This is a genomic window from Amycolatopsis sp. NPDC049252, from assembly GCF_043197175.1.
In the GTDB taxonomy this organism is placed as follows: Bacteria; Actinomycetota; Actinomycetes; order Mycobacteriales; family Pseudonocardiaceae; genus Amycolatopsis.
Map to the genome: position 1 here is coordinate 434949 of NZ_JBICSQ010000002.1, position 17858 is coordinate 452806.

19 protein-coding genes and 1 pseudogene are annotated in these 17858 nt (G+C 69.8%); 16 read left to right on the forward strand and 4 right to left on the reverse strand.

The features are described from left to right. Positions 1-255 precede the first annotated feature (255 nt). From secY to ACGFMK_RS05120, 13 genes and pseudogenes are all read left to right on the forward strand, one after another. Entirely contained in the window at positions 256-1563 is a 1308-nt protein-coding gene (gene secY, locus ACGFMK_RS05060; protein WP_392758509.1) for a preprotein translocase subunit SecY, read from the forward strand. After that, positions 1560-2114, forward strand: coding sequence for an adenylate kinase (locus ACGFMK_RS05065; protein WP_323329532.1), 555 nt, complete (start codon positions 1560-1562; stop codon positions 2112-2114). The genes secY and ACGFMK_RS05065 overlap by 4 nt, the downstream gene beginning before the upstream one ends. Positions 2115-2158: 44 nt before the next feature. After that, complete coding sequence (gene map / locus ACGFMK_RS05070) at positions 2159-2935, forward strand: type I methionyl aminopeptidase (RefSeq protein ID WP_392758511.1); 777 nt, start codon at positions 2159-2161, stop codon at positions 2933-2935. Between the two features lie 307 nt (positions 2936-3242). Then, positions 3243-3464, forward strand: coding sequence for a translation initiation factor IF-1 (infA, locus tag ACGFMK_RS05075; protein WP_004558881.1), 222 nt, complete (start codon positions 3243-3245; stop codon positions 3462-3464). 96 nt (positions 3465-3560) lie between these two features. Then, a complete protein-coding gene (gene rpmJ / locus ACGFMK_RS05080) occupies positions 3561-3674 on the forward strand; it encodes a 50S ribosomal protein L36 (RefSeq protein ID WP_004558882.1) in 114 nt (37 codons plus the stop codon). Positions 3675-3879: 205 nt separating this feature from the next. Beyond that, on the forward strand, positions 3880-4260 hold the full coding sequence (gene rpsM, locus ACGFMK_RS05085; protein WP_004558883.1) for a 30S ribosomal protein S13: 381 nt from the start codon (positions 3880-3882) through the stop codon (positions 4258-4260). Next, complete coding sequence (locus ACGFMK_RS05090) at positions 4257-4442, forward strand: hypothetical protein (protein ID WP_323329534.1); 186 nt, start codon at positions 4257-4259, stop codon at positions 4440-4442. The genes rpsM and ACGFMK_RS05090 overlap by 4 nt, the downstream gene beginning before the upstream one ends. Before the next feature lie 18 nt (positions 4443-4460). Continuing rightward, entirely contained in the window at positions 4461-4868 is a 408-nt protein-coding gene (rpsK, locus tag ACGFMK_RS05095) for a 30S ribosomal protein S11 (protein WP_004558885.1), read from the forward strand. A gap of 23 nt (positions 4869-4891) precedes the next feature. Beyond that, positions 4892-5497: a 30S ribosomal protein S4 gene (rpsD, locus tag ACGFMK_RS05100; RefSeq protein ID WP_364723166.1), complete on the forward strand. Its 606-nt coding sequence runs from the start codon at positions 4892-4894 to the stop codon at positions 5495-5497. Positions 5498-5602: 105 nt separating this feature from the next. Next, positions 5603-6673, forward strand: coding sequence for a DNA-directed RNA polymerase subunit alpha (locus tag ACGFMK_RS05105; protein WP_004558887.1), 1071 nt, complete (start codon positions 5603-5605; stop codon positions 6671-6673). Between the two features lie 44 nt (positions 6674-6717). Then, positions 6718-7141: pseudogene (rplQ, locus tag ACGFMK_RS05110) on the forward strand (50S ribosomal protein L17); the annotation flags it as partial. Between the two features lie 319 nt (positions 7142-7460). Beyond that, positions 7461-8294: a tRNA pseudouridine(38-40) synthase TruA gene (gene truA / locus ACGFMK_RS05115; RefSeq protein ID WP_392758629.1), complete on the forward strand. Its 834-nt coding sequence runs from the start codon at positions 7461-7463 to the stop codon at positions 8292-8294. Positions 8295-8366: 72 nt separating this feature from the next. Then, positions 8367-8495: a hypothetical protein gene (locus ACGFMK_RS05120; RefSeq protein ID WP_392758515.1), complete on the forward strand. Its 129-nt coding sequence runs from the start codon at positions 8367-8369 to the stop codon at positions 8493-8495. Between the two features lie 223 nt (positions 8496-8718). On the opposite strand, the gene ACGFMK_RS05125 is transcribed toward ACGFMK_RS05120, so the two are convergent. Then, on the reverse strand, positions 8719-9444 hold the full coding sequence (locus ACGFMK_RS05125; protein WP_392758517.1) for a hypothetical protein: 726 nt from the start codon (positions 9442-9444) through the stop codon (positions 8719-8721). Next, entirely contained in the window at positions 9441-10676 is a 1236-nt protein-coding gene (gene eccE / locus ACGFMK_RS05130; protein WP_392758519.1) for a type VII secretion protein EccE, read from the reverse strand. Before eccE ends, ACGFMK_RS05125 begins: the two co-directional genes overlap by 4 nt. 621 nt (positions 10677-11297) lie before the next feature. Here eccE and eccB point away from each other — a divergent pair. The 3 genes from eccB to ACGFMK_RS05145 all read left to right on the forward strand — a co-directional run bounded on the left by eccB (position 11298) and on the right by ACGFMK_RS05145 (position 14418). After that, complete coding sequence (gene eccB / locus ACGFMK_RS05135; RefSeq protein ID WP_392758521.1) at positions 11298-12932, forward strand: type VII secretion protein EccB; 1635 nt, start codon at positions 11298-11300, stop codon at positions 12930-12932. A 65-nt stretch (positions 12933-12997) separates the two neighbouring features. Continuing rightward, on the forward strand, positions 12998-13315 hold the full coding sequence (locus tag ACGFMK_RS05140; RefSeq protein ID WP_392758523.1) for a hypothetical protein: 318 nt from the start codon (positions 12998-13000) through the stop codon (positions 13313-13315). Next, on the forward strand, positions 13315-14418 hold the full coding sequence (locus ACGFMK_RS05145; protein ID WP_392758631.1) for a WXG100 family type VII secretion target: 1104 nt from the start codon (positions 13315-13317) through the stop codon (positions 14416-14418). The genes ACGFMK_RS05140 and ACGFMK_RS05145 overlap by 1 nt, the downstream gene beginning before the upstream one ends. Positions 14419-14442: 24 nt before the next feature. Here the strand turns inward: ACGFMK_RS05145 and ACGFMK_RS05150 are convergent, their stop codons facing one another. Then, complete coding sequence (locus ACGFMK_RS05150) at positions 14443-16077, reverse strand: S8 family serine peptidase (RefSeq protein WP_392758525.1); 1635 nt, start codon at positions 16075-16077, stop codon at positions 14443-14445. A gap of 20 nt (positions 16078-16097) precedes the next feature. After that, the gene (gene eccD, locus ACGFMK_RS05155) at positions 16098-17462 is read right to left on the reverse strand and encodes a type VII secretion integral membrane protein EccD (protein ID WP_392758526.1); all 1365 of its coding nucleotides are present in this window, start codon (positions 17460-17462) and stop codon (positions 16098-16100) included. Positions 17463-17858: the final 396 nt, after the last annotated feature.

Genomic DNA, 17858 nt, shown 5'->3' on the forward strand with positions numbered 1-17858 from the left:
CGGGCTCGTGTGTCAAGGAATACAGCCAAGTCCGGGAAGTGGATCAACCCGCCGGAGCAACCTTGGTACGGAAAACGCACACGGACTGCGGACACGCCCTGTGAAGCTGTTAGAGTCGGCGACACGCTTCGGGACGAGTGTGCCCCGAAGCGTTCCTGGCTTGCGTGCCAGTAGTGCTGTGTTCCCGCCGGCCACCCGTGCCGGCCAAGCCGATCGTCGGTTAGGACAGCCGACGACGCCGAGGAGGTCCCCCGCGTGCTCAGCGCCTTCCGCTCGGCTCTCGCGACGCCGGATCTACGCAAGAAGATCCTGTTCACGCTAGCCATCGTCGCGGTCTACCGAATCGGTGCGACCATTCCGGCCCCCGGGATCTCGTACGGAGCCGTCCAGGCGTGCAGCTCCCAGGCGCAGCAGGAGGGCGTCTACCAGCTGCTGAACCTGTTCAGCGGTGGTGCGCTGCTGCAGCTGTCGCTCTTCTCGACCGGCATCATGCCGTACATCACGGCGAGCATCATCATCCAGCTGCTGACCGTGGTCATCCCGCGGTTCGAGGAGCTGAAGAAGGAAGGGCAGTCCGGCCAGGGCAAGCTGACCCAGTACACCCGGTACCTGACGGTCGCGCTGGCGATCCTGCAGGCCACCGGCGTGGTCGCGCTCGCGGACCGCAAGCAGCTCTTCCCGGACTGCGACTCGCCGATCATCCCGGACAACAGCGTCTACTCGCTGGCGATCATCGTCATCACCATGACCGCGGGTACCGCCGTCATGATGTGGCTGGGTGAGCTGATCACCGAACGCGGTGTCGGCAACGGCATGTCCGTCCTGATCTTCCTGAACATCGCGGCGCGCATCCCGGTCGAGGGCGGCAACATCCTCAGCAACGGTGGTGGCATCGCGCTGCTGATGATCTGCGTCTTCGGCCTGGTGATCATCGCCAGCGTCATCTTCGTCGAGCAGGGGCAGCGCCGGATCCCGGTGCAGTACGCCAAGCGCATGATCGGCCGCCGGATGTACGGCGGCACGTCGACCTACCTGCCGATCAAGGTGAACCAGGCCGGCGTCATCCCGGTCATCTTCGCGTCTTCCCTGCTGTACCTGCCGGACCTGATCAGCCGCCTCGTCGGCGACCAGAACAGCAACTCCGGCTGGCAGGTGTTCATCAAGAACTACATCGTGAACCAGTCCAGCTGGGTGCACATCGCGCTGTACTTCGCCCTGATCATCTTCTTCACGTACTTCTACATCACGATCACGTTCAACGTGGACGAGCGTGCGGATGAGATGAAGAAGTTCGGCGGGTTCATCCCGGGCATCCGCCCGGGCCGTCCCACCGCGGAGTACCTGAGCTACGTGCTCGGCCGGATCACCCTGCCGGGCTCGCTGTACCTGGGCATCATCGCGATCCTCCCGAACTTCTTCCTGTCGTTGACCGGTAGCGGGAACAACCAGAACTTCCCGTTCGGTGGCACGGCTGTGCTGATCATGGTCGGTGTCGGGCTCGACACCGTGAAGCAGATCGAAAGCCAGCTGATGCAGCGCAACTACGAAGGGTTCTTGAAGTGACGCGGCTGGTTCTCGTGGGTCCGCCCGGCGCGGGCAAAGGTACGCAGGCGGTGGCGCTGTCCGAGCAGTTGCGGATCCCGCACATCTCGACCGGCGACCTGTTCCGCGCGCACGTCGGCCAGGAGACCCCACTCGGCCAGGAAGCCAAGCGCTACCTGGACTCGGGCGAGCTCGTGCCCGACTCCGTGACGAACGAGATGGTCCGCGAGCGCCTCGCGGAGCCGGACGCGAAGATCGGCTTCCTGCTCGACGGCTTCCCCCGCAACACCAAACAGGCCGAGGTCCTCGGCGAGATCCTGGGTGACGCGGACGCGTCGCTCACCGCGGTCATCCAGCTGCAGGTGCCGGAGGACGTCGTCGTCGGCCGCCTCATGTCGCGGGGCCGCGCGGACGACACCGAAGACGTCATCCGCCGCCGTCAGCAGATCTACGTGTCGGACACCGCGCCGCTGCTCGAGTACTACGCCGACATCCTCGTGACCGTCGACGGCGTCGGCAGCGTCGAGGAGATCTCCGACCGCGTGCTGAAAGCGCTGCGCGACCGCACGTGAATCTCGGAGGATTGCGTGTTCTGCAAGTGCTCCGGCGTGGGCGCATGATCGAGGTCAAGACCGCGGACGAACTGCAGGCGATGCGGGCCGCGGGGCTCGTCGTCGCCCGTACGCTGGCGGCGGTGCGCGCCGCCGCGGTCCCGGGGGTCAGCACCGCCGAGCTCGACGAGCTGGCCGAGCAGACCATCCGGGACGCCGGTGCGGTGCCGTCCTTCAAGGGCTACCACGGCTTCCCGGCGTCCATCTGCGCGTCGGTGAACGAGCAGATCGTCCACGGCATCCCGGCGAAGACCCAGGTCCTCGCCGACGGTGACCTGATCTCGGTCGACTGCGGCGCGATCCTCGACGGCTGGCACGGCGACTCCGCCGTCACGCTGGCCATCGGGGACGTCGCCGACGCCGATCTGGCGCTGTCCGCGGCGACCGAAGCGGCGATGTGGGCCGGGATCGAGGCGGTCACCGCCGGCGGCCGGCTCACCGACATCTCCCACGCCGTCCAGTCGGCCGCCGAACGCGCGGCGAAGGACGACGGCGTCGACTACGGGATGATCGTCGAGTACGGCGGGCACGGCATCGGCCGCCAGATGCACATGGACCCGTTCCTGCCGAACGTCGGCAAGCCCGGCAAGGGCCCGCGGCTGAAGGCCGGCATGGCCCTGGCGATCGAGCCGATGCTGACCGGCGGTGGCGGCGAGACCCGCGAGCTGGACGACGGCTGGACCGTGGTCACGGCCGACGGCTCCCGCGCGGCCCACTGGGAGCACACAGTGGCGATCACCGAAGACGGTCCCTGGGTGCTCACGGCTCCCGAAGACGCCTGAGTCTCTTTCGGGGGTCCGGGCGGCGAAGCTCCGGACAGCGCTGACCTGCGCATTCACCCACTCGTGGTGATCGCGATCACGCCCACCTGCACGTTCCTCTAGCATGGTCACCCCCGGTTTGGGGGTCGCGACACGGGTTGCGTACACTGTCAAGTCGGCGCACTTATCGCGCCCGGATCCTGCGCGCTCGTGAATTCACGATCATGGGACTCGGGCACCAGTGTGCCACGCAACACCCAACCCAGCACTCGTGCTCGAGTTGATCAGGTGTAGCGACAGGCAATGCTGACAAGGAAATGCGGAGGACATGGCGAAGAAAGACGGGGCCATCGAGGTCGAAGGCCGCGTAGTCGAGCCGCTCCCCAACGCGATGTTCCGCGTCGAGTTGGAGAACGGTCACAAGGTCCTGGCACACATCAGCGGCAAGATGCGGCAGCACTACATCCGCATCCTGCCCGAGGACAGGGTTGTCGTGGAGCTCTCGCCCTACGACCTCTCTCGTGGTCGCATCGTCTACCGCTACAAGTGATCACGACGAGTCGCTTTCGGGGGTTCCGGGTGGCGGAGCCCCCGGCTCCGGGGCGAAGCCCCGGATGACAGAGCAGCTAACAGGAGAGCAGAAGACGTGAAGGTCCAGCCGAGCGTCAAGAAGATCTGCGACAAGTGCAAGGTGATCCGCCGTCACGGCCGGATCATGGTGATCTGCGAGAACCTGCGGCACAAGCAGCGGCAGGGCTGATCACTCGCACTCGACCAGAGTGGATTGACGGCTACACAACCTCCCCGCACCTGCCGGGTCACGCGAGTGACCTGGTTCACCCCCGGGCTTCAGGCCGGGGCCGGGACACCCGAAGCGCAAGCCGAGGGCACGACAGGCGAGTCGGTCCCGGAACCGGACGGGGAGCAGACCTGAAGATGAATTCAATGAAGGAGCATCAACGCCAATGGCACGACTCGCTGGCGTAGACCTCCCCCGCGAAAAGCGGTTGGAGATCGCGCTTACCTACATCTACGGCATCGGCCGTACCCGCTCGAAGCAGCTGATCAAGGCTGCCGAGCTCAACGCGGACACCCGCGTCAAAGACCTCAGCGATGACGACCTCGCGAAGCTGCGTACGTACATCGAAGAGAACTTTAAGGTCGAGGGTGACCTTCGCCGCGAGGTGAACGCCGACATCCGTCGGAAGATCGAGATCGGGTGCTACGAGGGCCTTCGCTGGCGTCGCGGACTGCCCGTCCGCGGTCAGCGCACGAAGACCAACGCCCGTACCCGCAAGGGTCCGAAGAAGACGGTCGCCGGCAAGAAGAAGGCTGGCAAGAAGTGAGCGTCCAGGGCAAGAAGGTCGTGCAGATGGGCGGCGCCCAGCGCCGTGGCACGGCTTGCGTTTCGCCCAAGGCGCTCTACGCCCGCCCGATGGCGCTCCGCAACCTGTACACCGACGCCGGGTCGATCATCCGGCGCGGACAGGCCGAAGCGGTCGCCGCTCACCAAGAGAACGCGCGCTAACAGGAGAACCCTCAGAACATGCCACCGAAGTCTCGTACCGCGGCGGGGGCCAAGAAGGTCCGCCGCAAGGAAAAGAAGAATGTCGCGCACGGCCACGCGCACATCAAGAGCACCTTCAACAACACCATCGTCTCGATCACGGACCCGACCGGTGCCGTGATCGCGTGGGCGTCGAGTGGTCACGTGGGCTTCAAGGGCTCGCGCAAGTCCACCCCGTTCGCCGCGCAGATGGCCGCCGAGAACGCGGCCCGCAAGGCTGCCGAGCACGGCATGAAGAAGGTCGACGTCTTCGTGAAGGGCCCGGGTTCGGGCCGCGAGACGGCGATCCGCTCGCTGCAGGCAGCCGGCCTCGAGGTCGGCACCATCCAGGACGTGACCCCGCAGCCTCACAACGGCTGCCGCCCGCCCAAGCGGCGCCGGGTCTGAGGAACGGGGAGGAGTAAGAAGAAATGGCTCGTTACACCGGCCCCGCGACGCGTATTTCGCGTCGCCTCAAGGTTGACCTCATCGGCGGCGACCAGGCTTTCGAGCGTCGCCCCTACCCGCCGGGCCAGCACGGCCGCGGGCGCATCAAGGAGTCCGAGTACCTCCTGCAGTCGCAGGAGAAGCAGAAGGCTCGCTACACCTACGGCGTTCTCGAGCGTCAGTTCGTCCGGTACTACAAGGAGGCCGTCCGGCGTCCCGGCAAGACCGGTGAGAACCTGCTGCAGATCCTCGAGTCCCGCCTGGACAACGTGATCTACCGCGCCGGCATCGCCCGCACCCGCCGTCAGGCGCGTCAGCTGGTGAGCCACGGCCACTTCCTGGTCAACGGCACGAAGGTCAACGTCCCGTCCTTCCAGGTCTCGAAGTGGGACATCATCGACGTGCGGCCGAAGTCGTTCGCGATGCTGCCCTTCGTCGTGGCCAAGGAGTCCTACGGCGACCGCCCGATCCCGGCGTGGCTGCAGGTCGTCCAGTCCAACCTCCGCGTGCTGGTCCACCAGCTGCCGGAGCGTGCGCAGATCGACGTTCCGGTTCAGGAACAGCTGATCGTCGAGCTCTACTCGAAGTAGTCCGGCCCCGGCTGGAGTACGGGCGGCGGCGCAACAGGTGCGCCGCCGCCGCGCCATCCCTTCGACGTCATATGGCGGGCGTCGTCTGGAAAGGAATTAGGAAGAATGCTGATTTCCCAGCGGCCGGCTCTCGGCGAAGAGACGGTCAACGAGACCCGCTCCCGGTTCACCATCGAACCGCTGGAGCCCGGCTTCGGCTACACGCTCGGCAACTCGCTGCGTCGTACGCTGCTGTCGTCCATCCCGGGCGCGGCCGTGACGAGCATCCGCATCGACGGCGTGCTGCACGAGTTCACCACCGTTCCCGGGGTGAAGGAAGACGTCACCGACATCATCCTGAACCTCAAGGAGCTCGTGGTGTCCTCGGAAGAGGACGAGCCGGTCACCATGTACCTGCGCAAGCAGGGCCCGGGTGAGGTCACGGCGGCCGACATCGTGCCGCCGGCGGGTGTCACCGTGCACAACCCGGATCTGCACATCGCGTCGCTGAACGGCAAGGGCAAGCTCGAGATCGAGCTCGTCGTCGAGCGCGGCCGCGGTTACGTTCCGGCCCTGCAGAACAAGCAGGCGGGCGCGGAGATCGGCCGGATCCCGGTCGACTCGATCTACTCGCCGGTGCTGAAGGTGACCTACAAGGTCGAGGCCACCCGTGTCGAGCAGCGCACCGACTTCGACAAGCTGATCCTGGACGTCGAGACCAAGCCGTCGATCACGCCGCGCGACGCGGTCGCGTCGGCCGGCAAGACGCTGGTGGAGCTGTTCGGCCTCGCCCGCGAGCTGAACGTCGACGCCGAGGGCATCGAGATCGGCCCGTCGCCGCAGGAAGCGGACACCATCGCCGCCTACGCGATGCCGATCGAGGACCTGGACCTCACCGTCCGGTCGTACAACTGCCTCAAGCGCGAGGGCATCCACACGGTGGGCGAGCTGGTCTCGCGCAGCGAGGCGGACCTGCTCGACATCCGCAACTTCGGCGCCAAGTCGATCGACGAGGTCAAGCTGAAGCTCGTCGGCCTCGGCCTCGCGCTGAAGGACAGCCCGCCCGGGTTCGACCCGACCGCGGCGGCCGCCAGCTACGACGGTGAAGGCTGGTCGGAGGGTGTCGGTGGCATCGCCGACGGGATTTCGGACGGCCACGACGATGGCCAGGACTACGCAGAGACCGAGCAGCTCTAGGGCTCTGTGCCTGGACGCTGCGAGCTGAACTAGTAGGAGAACCAATGCCCACCCCTACCAAGGGAGCCCGGCTCGGCGGTTCAGCCGCGCACGAGCGGCTGATCCTGGCCAACTTGGCCACGCAGCTGTTCGAGCACGGCAAGATCACCACCACCGAGGCGAAGGCGAAGCGGGTCCGCCCGCTGGCCGAGAAGCTGATCTCGAAGGCGAAGCGGGGCGACCTGCACAACCGCCGTCAGGTTCAGCGCGTCGTCCGTGACAAGGACGTCGTCCACAAGCTGTTCGCCGAGATCGGTCCGCACTTCGCGGAGCGTCCCGGTGGCTACACCCGCATCACCAAGACGATGGCCCGCAAGGGCGACAACGCCAAGATGGCCGTCATCGAGCTGGTGAACGAGAAGACCGTGACGAGCGAGGCCGAGCGCGCGCGCAAGACCAAGTTCGCCAAGGACGAGAAGCCGGCCGCCGCTGTCGAGGCCGCCCCGGCCGCCGAGGAAGCCGCTTCGGAGGCTCCCTACGGTGAGGGCAGCCACGCTCCGCTCGAGGACGGGACGCAGCCCGAGGGCTTCCCGATCAAGGGCAACGACGAGTCGAAGTACTACCACACCGAGGAAAGCCCGTACTACGAGCAGACCAAGGCCGAGGTGTGGTTCGCCTCCGCCGAGGCTGCCGAAGCCGCGGGCTTCTCGCTGCCGCCGTCGCAGCAGGACGACGAGTCCTGACGACGGAAGCCGTCCCGGACGAGCCCGCCATCCCCGCTGGGGACGGCGGGCTCGTTCGTCTGCGCCTGGACGTCTCCTACGACGGCACGGACTTCTCGGGCTGGGCCCGCCAGCCGGGCCGCCGCACGGTCCAGGGGGTGCTGGAGGAGGCCCTGCAGCGCCAGCCGCCGGGTGCCTCGGTGCCGAAGTCGGTGGTCGTGGCGGGCCGCACGGACGCCGGGGTGCACGCGAGCGGCCAGGTGATCCACGTCGACGTCGTGCCGCTGGCACCTTCCGCTTCGAGCCGGGTACCGATCTCCGCTGAGGGCATTCCGGACCTGACCCGCATGGCGGGCCGCTGGAACCGCCTCCTGCCGGGCGACGTGCGCGTCCTGGGCGCCCGGGTGGCGCCGGCAGGCTTCGACGCCCGGTTCTCGGCGATCCGCCGGCACTACCGCTACCGCGTCTCGGACGCCCCGTGGGGCGTGGACCCGTTGCGCCGCAACGACACCCTGGCCTGGAACCGTCCACTGTCGACGGACGCGATGAACGCCGCCGCGGAGTCGCTACTGGGCCTGCAGGACTTCGCGGCGTACTGCAAGCAGCGCGACACGGGCACGACGATCCGCGAGCTGCAGCGCCTGGTCTGGCGCCGGCTCGACGAGCACCTGCTGGAGGTCGAGGTCTCGGCGGACGCGTTCTGCCACTCGATGGTCCGCAGCCTGGTCGGCGCCCTGCTCCTGGTGGGCGACGGCCGCCGTGCGCGGGACTGGCCGGGCGAGGTCCTGGCGAGCGGCGTCCGCGACAGCGCGGTGGCCCCGGCCCACGGCCTGACCCTGACGGCGGTGGACTACCCGCCGGACGCGGAGCTGGCCGCACGGGCCGAGCAGACCAGGAACGTGCGCACCTCGATCGAGTGACAACGGCGAAGACGTCGACGGCGGATGAACTCAGATGATCTTGAAACGTCCTGGTCGCGAAGGGTTCAGTTGATGTCGACAAGTCTTCGCCGGGTCGCCGCGGGCCTCGCCGTGATCCTGGGTGCGGCCGGGGTGGCGGCGCCGATCCCGTTCCCCTGCGGGTACAGCTCGCAGGGCATGGACGCGCACTACCGCCTTTGAGCCAACACCTTCGCCCTGATCCACGTCGACTGGGACCACGGCAGCCGCAACACCACCTGCCTCGGCCCCTGGGACGAAACCACGCTCTGGCACGACGGCAACTACCGCCCGGTCAACGCGTCCTTCGTGAACACGCGCCGGACGCCTGGCGAAAAGCCGTGAGGGGCACCTTCATGGCCTTTAGAGCATGAAGGTACCCCTCACGGGCAACGGCGAGTGGCGCTCAGTCGCCGCGGCGGACGGGGCCCAGGAGCTGCTGCTCCTTGCCCGTCGTCACCAGCCGCAGCGGCCGCCACAGGTTGCGGCCCAGGGCCACCACCTGGTCGTCCTTCAACGTCGTCAGCTGGCGCATCATCTGGGGCGGCAGGCGCCAGATGCGGGCCGCCAGCTCGGCCTGGCCGGCCGGGAGGCGCTGCATCAGCACCAGGTCCGCCGCGTTGGCCGTCGCGCCCGCCTGCGGGTGCAGGTACGGGAGGACGTAGACCGTCGTCTGCCAGGGCGACCTCGGCGGGAACAGGTCCTGCGGGGTCGGGCCGCCGTCGGTGACCACCAGCAGCGGGGCGTCCTCCGACGGGCGTGGCAGCTCGACCGGTGAGAGCCGGCGGATCTGCACCAGCGGGGACGGCCGTCCGTCACCGCTGCCGCTGCCGGCGGCGCGGGACAGGACCTGCCACTCCGTCGGGCGCCCGGTCGCGACCACGACCCACGCGCCGACCGCCATCGCGCGCATCGCCACCTGGCGGGCCAGGTACAGCCCGCCCACCAGCACGATGCGGGTCGGGGTCGAGCGCAGCGCCGAGATCGTCAGCGGCTCGCCCTTGAGGCCCGAGCCGAGCACGATGCCGCCGCGGTCACCCGAGGGGCTGATCGCGTCGAGCATCGCGGGGTCGACGGTGAACTCCGGCGCCACACCGGTGTTCTGCCCGGCGTCGCGGACGCGGGAAGTCATGCCGTACCTCCGATCGGCAACGTCGCGGCGAGCGCGGAGACCTGCAGCCCGCGCAGCGGGGTCAGGTCCACCCCCAGCCGCTCGGACAGCCCCTTCAGCCGCTGGTCCGCGGCGTCGAGCTCACGCGGGTTGCGCGCGCTCAGCCGGACCACGCCGCGCAGCCCGATCTTGCCGTCGTCCGACGCCGGCGAGATCGACATCGCGACCGAGGCGGACAGCGCGCGGACGCTCGTCAGCGCGTTCAGGCTGCCGGCGATCTTGCCCTTCGGCCAGCCGGTGATCGCGTAGCTCGCGTGGCCGATACCGGCCGCGGTCACGCCGGACCACCGCTCCTGCAACGTGACCCGGGTGGGCGAGCCCGCGACCGACGTGAGCTCCGCGGCGGAAATGCTCGCCCGCAGCAGCTCGTCCGGGTCGAGGGGCCGGGTCGGCACGCCCTGGGATTCGAGGGCGTTGCGCACGCGGGAAAGCGCGCCGATCAGCGCGCGGTGGGCGCCGACGACGCCGCCGCCGCGCTCCCGGATCGCCGCCGGGCACCGCCTCGGGTCCAGCCGGATCGCGACCCACGTCGTCCGCCTCGCCGCCGCGGGCAGCGGCCCGAGCACCTCCATGTAGGAGCTCAACGCCGGCGAATCCGACGGCAGCGCCGCGCTGCCCGGGTAGCTGTGCCAGATCATCTGGATGGCGTCGAGGACCACGCCGCGGTCTTCGAGGCACGGCGCCAGCGCCGAGAGCGGCAGGCTCGGCGCGTCACCGGCCTGGGTGATCATCGCGGGGGCGGGCTCGACGAGCAGCACCGCCGTCCACGTGCCGTCGTGCCAGGCGAGGCCGACCTGCTGGCGCTCGTGGTCGACGCCGTGCGCGACGACGAGGTCCGGGACGGCGATGCGGAGCAGGTTCACGCGCGCGTCGTCCGCGCCGGTCACCGCGGTCTCCTCGGCCGCCATCGCCTCGACGGAGCTCGGCGGCAGCGGCTCGGCGACCCGGTCGTGGGACCGGAAGGAGTACCGCATCGTCAGGCCGAACCACTGGGTGAACCAGCGGCCGCGCCACCGCAGCAGCGCGACGATCAACGCGAACGCGAGGATGCCGATCCCCACGTACTTCAGGGACATGTCGATGGCGAGCAGGACCAGCCCGATCGCGAGGCCGACCTCGAGCACGACGAGGTTCGCCACGGGGAGCGGGCCGAGGTTGATCCCGGAGGAACGGCGCCGCGCGGGCGGGGCCATCCGGGCCGGGGCGGGTGCGGAGGGAGCGGAGCCCTCGGAGTCACCGGCGCCGGATCCCTGGGGACCACCGCCAGGACCACCCGGACCGCCGGGCCCACCAGGTCCGCCCGGGCCACCAGGTCCACCGGGACCGTTCGGTCCACCGGGACCGTTCGGTCCGCCGGGGCCGCCCGGTCCGCCAGGTCCGCCCGGGCCACCGGGACCACCCGGTATGGGCCGGGGTCCGGTGGAACCAGGACCGGGACCGCCGGGGCCGCGCGGAGGCATCGTGGGAACACCGGGTCCGCCGGGCATGCCGCCGGGGCCTCCGGGTCCGCCACCGGGGCCACCCGGTACGCCACCAGGTCCTCCGGGAACACCCGGGCCCATGGGTCTCCCCGGACGCGGTGGCGGGCTGGGGCGTCCCTGCCCGGGCGGCGGAGGCCCAGGCGGACCTGGCGGACGTGGAGGGTTGGTGACGGACATCCGCGCTTTCTCTTCCCCTCGTGCTTGCTGCGTACCCAGAAGCCGGGTCCCGGGGTGTCCGACCCTAGCTTGAGTTGGTAGAAATCCCACACCAGACGGTCCCCGTACGGCTATCCTGCGGAACCGTACCGCGACGGGGAGAGCTGTAGGTCGAGAATGCCATCAACACCCACGACTAAGTCTCAGGTCCAGGCGTACAAGTTCGTCCTGCGCCGGATGCAGTCGGCCCTGGTCCGGCGGGACGCCGTGATGTTGCACGACCCGATGCGCACCCACACGAGGGCGACGATCGTCGGGGTGGTGCTCGGCGCTCTCGTCGCGATCGTGTTCGTCGTCTGGGGCCTGCTCAGCCCGGCGCCGACGGTGCCCGAAGCCGGAAACATCGTCATCGGCGAGCAGTCCGGCACGGTCTACGTGGTGATGGGGAACCCGAAGACGCTCGTCCCGACCTTCAACCTCGCGTCCGCGCGGCTGTTGCTGCTCGCGCAGCAGAAGCAGACGAGCAGTGCCGCAGGCGGCAACGCGGTGGCCGCGCCCGCGGCGGCGGCCACCCCGGCGACTGTGAAGAATCCCACCGTCGTTTCGGATGAACAACTGAAGAACATTCCGCGCGGAAAACTGACCGGAATTCCGGACGGACCGCAGTTGATCCCGGGGGACACCCAGCGGATTTCCGCGAATTGGGCGGTGTGCGACCAGGTTCAGCTCGATCCGTCCCTGCCGAACCCCGATACGGGCAAGACCAACACCTACGTCTTCGGCGGCGTCGCGCCGAGTGGCCTCGGCACGGAACTGCGCGAGAACGAGGCGCTGCTGGCGGCCGCCGACAACGGCAAGACGTACCTGATCTACCGGCTGCCGAGCTCGCAGAACCGGCCGAACGCCAACACCGTCCGCGCCGAGATCGACGAGAACAACACGAACGACGCCGTCCGCACGGCGCTGGGGCTGCAGAAGCCGGCGCGGAAGATCACGCAGGGCCTGCTGAACGCGATCCCCGAGGTCGCCAAGCTGTCCCCGCCGGTGATCCCGGACGGCGCGCCGCCCGCCGACTTCGACGGGCTGGCCGTCGGCGACGTGTTCTCCACGCAGCCGACCGGTGACCAGCCGAAGTACTGGGCCATCACGACGGGCGGCATCCAGCAGGTGTCGAACGCAGTCGCCGACGTCATGCGCGTCGCGAAGCACGGCAGCGCGAGCCGGCTCCAGATCCTCGGCCTCGACAAGCTGGCCGGCGTCAAGGTCCTGCTGCCCGGCGACCCCGGCTACATCCCGGTCGACGACTTCCCGCGCTCGGTGCCGACGATCCTCGACGCGACGAAGAACTCGTCGGTCGCGTGCCTCGGGTGGTCGCTGGTGGGTTCCGGCACCAGCCAGGACGCGCACACCTCGGTGTACATCGACACGCAGCTGCCGGGCGCGAAGGCGACCGGCGACAAGTTCACGCCGACGACGGTCACGACGCCCGGCCCGAACCGCGTGCCGATCAACGGTTTCTACCTGCAGCCCGGCTTCGGCGCGGTGGTGCAGTCCGCCACCGGCAAGGACAGCTTCGGCAAGGGCGCGATCCAGCTGATCTCGGACCGCGGCATCCGCTACAGCGTCCCGGACGCCACGACCGCGGACGCGATCGGCCTGAACAACCGGCAGCCCGCGCCCGAGTCGATCATCGGGCTGCTGCCGACCGGAGCTTCGCTGAACACCCAGGACGTGCTCAAGCAGTTCGACTCGGTGCCGATCGACCCGAACGCCGGCTCGTTCCCGACGCAGACGCAGCAAGCGGGCGGCTGAGGGAACCACCGGGCCGCGGCGCGCGTCACACGCTCGACGAGTCTTTTCTGCGAGCGGAGGGTGCCGTGGCCGGCTTGAGGATGGACGGCGTTGCCGTCGCCGAGTACGCCAGGACGGCCGAGGAGGCCGCTGCCGACCTGGATTCGGCCGCGGCCGAGGTGGGCGGGGGAGGCGTCTCCGACGAGTCCTACGGCGCGCTGGGGGCCCAGATCGGCCTCGGAGCGTCGTACGGCCGCGCGTCGGGCGCCCTGCGGCAGCAGCTGGCTGACGGAGCGGGGGCGTTGCGGTCGGCCGCCGAGGCCCTCGGGCACGTCGCGACGCGCCACGGCAACCAGGACGCCGAAGCCGCGGAGCTCATCAAGCGCGCCGGGAGGCTCGAATGATGTTCGCCGAACCGGAGGGCTCCACCGACTCCATCCCGCACCCGCTGGCCAAGCGGGCCACCGCCGTGGCCCCGGTGGTGCCGGCCCTGGTGTTCGGGCCGGACGCGGACGGCGACGAGATCGCCGCCACGGCCGAGCCGTACCTGGCCTACCTCACCGACCTCTCGGGCCGGCTCGGCCTGATCGACCCCGTCGAGACGTACTTCCGCCCGCTGATCGGCCGGTGGAGCGAGCTCGGCGCCGAAGCCGGGCGGCTGCGCCAGGCCGCCGCCACGGCCGCCGAGGTGTCCGCCCGTCTCGACGACAAGCTCGGCCGCCTCGACGGCGGCTGGGAAGGCCGGGACGCGGACGCGTTCGTCGCGTACATCCGCGAGATCGGGGCGGCGGGCGGCGACCTCCGGGAAGCGCTGGAGGTCCTGGCCGGCGCGCTCGACGAACTGGTGACGACCCTGCGGCACGTCGCCGTCGATCTCGTCGAAGTGCTGGTGGACGCGGCGGATCTGGCGTCGGAGTCGATGACGCTCCCCAATGGCGGCACCCGCCGGGCGCGGTCGCAGCTGCAGGAGACGCAGGAGTCGGCGAAGGCGCTGTACGAGACCGCACGCGACGTCCTGGAGGCGTTCGACCGGCTTTGTGACGGTGTCGACGATCCCGACGCGGCTTCCCGGAGCGTCGAGATCAACCACCGGTACCCGCAGGAGCGCTTCAAGCTGCACGACGGGGCTCTCACCGACAACTCCGCCGCGGAGGGGGACGCGACAACGCCGTCTGCGGACGACGTCATGACCCCGTCGTCGGCGGAGCCGAAGCACACGGGGGTGGCGACGCCGGACGACACGCAGCAGCCCGCCGCCGCCGCGCCCCAGCCGGCACCGGCCCCGGACAGCTCGGCGAACGCCGGCGCGTCGGGCATGCCGATGATGCCGATGATGGGCTTCGGTGCCTTCGGCGGAGGTGGCGGCCAGGGCCGCCGGCCGTCGAAGAACCGGCCGATGATCAAGTCGTCGGAGCTGCTGGGCGAGCCCGGCCTGGTGGCGCCGCCGGTCATCGGCGAGGACGAAAACCCGCAGCCGAAGCCGAAGAAGCCGCCGGCGCCGCAGTAGCGGACGCGGGCCGGCGGCGTGGGGTCAGCGGCCGGGGCCGGTCTCGGCCGGGCGGTTGCGGCGGATCGTGCGCATCACGAAGAGCGTGATCAGCAGGGCCACGAGCCCGCCGCCGGTGCCGGCCAGCGCCACGATCATCGGGGTCGAGCTGTGGTCGTTGGCCGGGGGGAGCTGCGCCATCTGCGGGCCCGGGATCGGCGCCTGGTTCCCGTTCTCGGACGGCAGGCTCTGCGTCAGCGCCGCGACCGGGTCGATCACGCCGTACCCGACGAAGTTGTCGCGGCCGCCCGGCGCCGCCGGGTGCTGGGCGGTCTGCTTGATGCGGTTGACGATGCCCTTGCCGTCGAGCTGCGGGAACTTGGCCTTGACCAGCGCCGCGAGGCCAGCCACGTACGGCGCGGCGAAGCTCGTCCCCTGGATGGGGCTGGCCTTGTCACCGCTTTCGAACGTCAGGTTCGCCAGGCCAGGGGACCCTTCGGCGGGGTCGAGGGACGTGATCTGCGTGCCGGGAGCGGCGACGCCGACCCACGGCCCGTGCACGCTGAACGGCGCCACGCTGCCGGTCTCGTCGATCGCACCGACGGACAGCACGTCGTCGGCGAACCACGGCGGTGTCACGATCGTCTTGGGCTTCTTCGCGTCCGGCTGGTCGTTCTGCGGGCAGGTGTCCGTCGCGTTGCCGGCGGCGGCCACGATCACGATGCCCACCGACGCCGCGTAGTGCACCGCGGCCTGTACCTGCTGCTCGCCTTCGGTGATCGACCCCGTCGCCGGGCGGCAGTTGTCGACCGACATGTTGATGACGTCGGCGGCCTTGCGGTCGGCGATGCCGCGGATGATCTCGGCCAGCGTCTTCAACGTGCCCGCCGTACCGGCCTTTTCGAGCTGCCGTCCGCCGTTCGTCTGCCCGGGTGAGGTCTGGTCGCCGTCACCGGAGCCGCTTCCGCCACCGCCGTTGCCGGACGGCGGCAGCGAGGACCCGGAGCCGGTGGGCGGATTGGTGCTGGACGAGGGCGTGCCACTGGCGGTGTTGCTCGCCGGCGGGGTCGACGTCGAGGTGTCGGGCTCGTAGTTCTCGCTCAGCTGGCGGTAGGACACGATGGTGGCGTCCGGTGCCACACCGACGAAACCGACTTCGGGGTTGTCCGGCTTGCCGGCGATGATGCCGGCCACCTCGGTGCCGTGGCCGTCGCAGTCTTCGAGGCCCGGCTGGGCCTTCTGGGGCGTCGAGACGTACTCCCCGCCGGACTTGATCCGGTCCTGGAACCAGGGGTGCGGCGTCACGCCGGTGTCGACCACCGCGACCTTCACGCCGCCACCGGCGGAGTGGTCGGGGGTGGCGGCCTTGACGATCTCCTGCGCCTTGGAGATCTGCAGGTAGTCCTGACCCCACGGCCGGTTCTTCAGGACGACGGTCTGGCCGAGGACGGCACGCTGGACGCAGCCCTTCGACTGCTTGTACTTCTTGTCCGGCTGGCCCGTATCCGCGATGAGCTTGCTCATGTCCACCGGGGGCGGGGTCGCGAAGTAGCCGTCGGCGGGTGCCGTCTGCGCCCAGCCCGGCAGGGCCACGGCCAGCGGGGTCAGGAGGCCGATCGTGCCGGCCAGCAACGCGGTCGTGGTCCGGCGCGCCGGACCGAAGCGGTGTCCTACAGCCATCCGAGATTCACCTGGCCCGGTCACTTGAAGTTCAGGTGCCGCAGGGTGGTGTAGAGGTCCATCACACCGAGGGCGAGCGGGAGCACGGACGCGATGCAGAGCGCCTCGATGATCTCCACGGTGCGCCGCAGCGGCGGCGAGAACCGCTGGTTCGGGAAGATCACGCCGACCACGAGCGCGCCCGCGGCCAGCAGGATCAGCACGCCGAACACGATGAGCAGGCGGTTCTGCGGGCTCGACGTGACCAGCCAGCCGATCGCGATGCCGGTCGCCGAGACCATGCCCGTGGTGAGCAGGGCGATGGCCTGGCTTCCGTTGGCGTACGCGCGGGCGCGCAGCAGCAGCACGAGCGTCGCGACGACGCTGAGGATGATCCCGAACACACCGGGCGCGGTGGCGGCGATGACCGCGCACACCGCGACCGTGGCGCCGCAGCCGATCATCAGGCCGGTCATGTAGTTGTGCGCGATCGCCGTGCGGCGCTCGATCGCCCGGTAGTCGGGGAAGCCCGAGTCCTCCTTGAGCTCCTCCGCGCTGCCGGGAACGTGCGGCAGCGGCAGCTTCGCAAGCCAGATCGTGGCGCGCGGCAGGATCGAGATGCAGGCGAGGGTGACCGCGATGGTGCCGGCCGCGATGCCGGCGGCCGGGTGCGCGATGAGCGTGCCGAACAGGAACGCCAGGGCCCCGAAGGTGCCGGCGGTGGCGGCCGCGATGAACGTCGTGATGCCGGCGCCGATGACCATGATGCAGACCGACGCGACGATGATCACGAGGACCGCGCCGAGCAGCAGGTTCGCTCGCAGCGACAGGCCCGGCACGATGTAGAAGCCGCTGACGAACGCCAGTGGCAGGCCGCCCGCCGCGGCGACCAGCACCCCGGTCGCCTCGGCCTGGTAGGCCTTGGCGAGCGTCGCGCCGACCGCGACGCACGCGATCGCGCCGATGCCGCCCGCGATGGCGGCGCCGAGCGCGCTGCCGCCGTAGAAGGAGCCGCTCAGGAACAGCGCGACGGCGGCGGTGAACAGCGCCAGCCCGCCCGCGACGTGCCCGAAGCGGTTGGCCGTTTCCTTCGTCCACGGCCGGAAGCTGTCCGGCGACGACTCGGCGATCGCGTCGACGACGTCGTCGTACAGCGGCGGCGGCGGGTTCTCGTTGCGCTTGCGCAGCTGCAGCAGCTCACCGTCGACCACGCCGAGCGAGGCGAGCGTGCGGCTCGGGTCGAGCGGGGCGTCGCCGAGCTTCGCCAGCGCCCAGCCACCGTGGCGGGCGCCGCCGTCGGGCGACGACTCCTTGGCCATGTCCAGCAGCATCGGGAGGAGATCGGCCACCGCAACGTCGGCCGGCAGCGCCACGTCGATCCGGGTGGACGGCGCAACCACCGTCACCCTGCTGAAAACTGTCGTGCCCGTAGCCACTGCACTGCCCCCGCTCGATCGAGACTGCTCCCGGGGGAACTTATACCGGACCCGGGTGCGGACATCATCGAACGTCCGAAATTCACCGACGGCCGCCGGTCGCGCGGTTGGCCACTGGTCCAGTGGCAGGCGGCCGTGACGCTCTCGCCTCATGACCAGCACGCTTGTCGCCAAGGGTTAACCGACTGTGACCGAGAGTGTGAAAGTCGATCTTCCGCGACCGGTCATGACTGTCGGTGGTGCGCCGTACACTCGGCTGGCGAGGGCAGGGACGCGCTCACGAGGGCGAGTTCCGGTATCCGCCGGAATTGGCCCGCGGCGTTCGATAGGTTGGTCCGCGCACCTTGCGCACTAAACGGTGGCCGC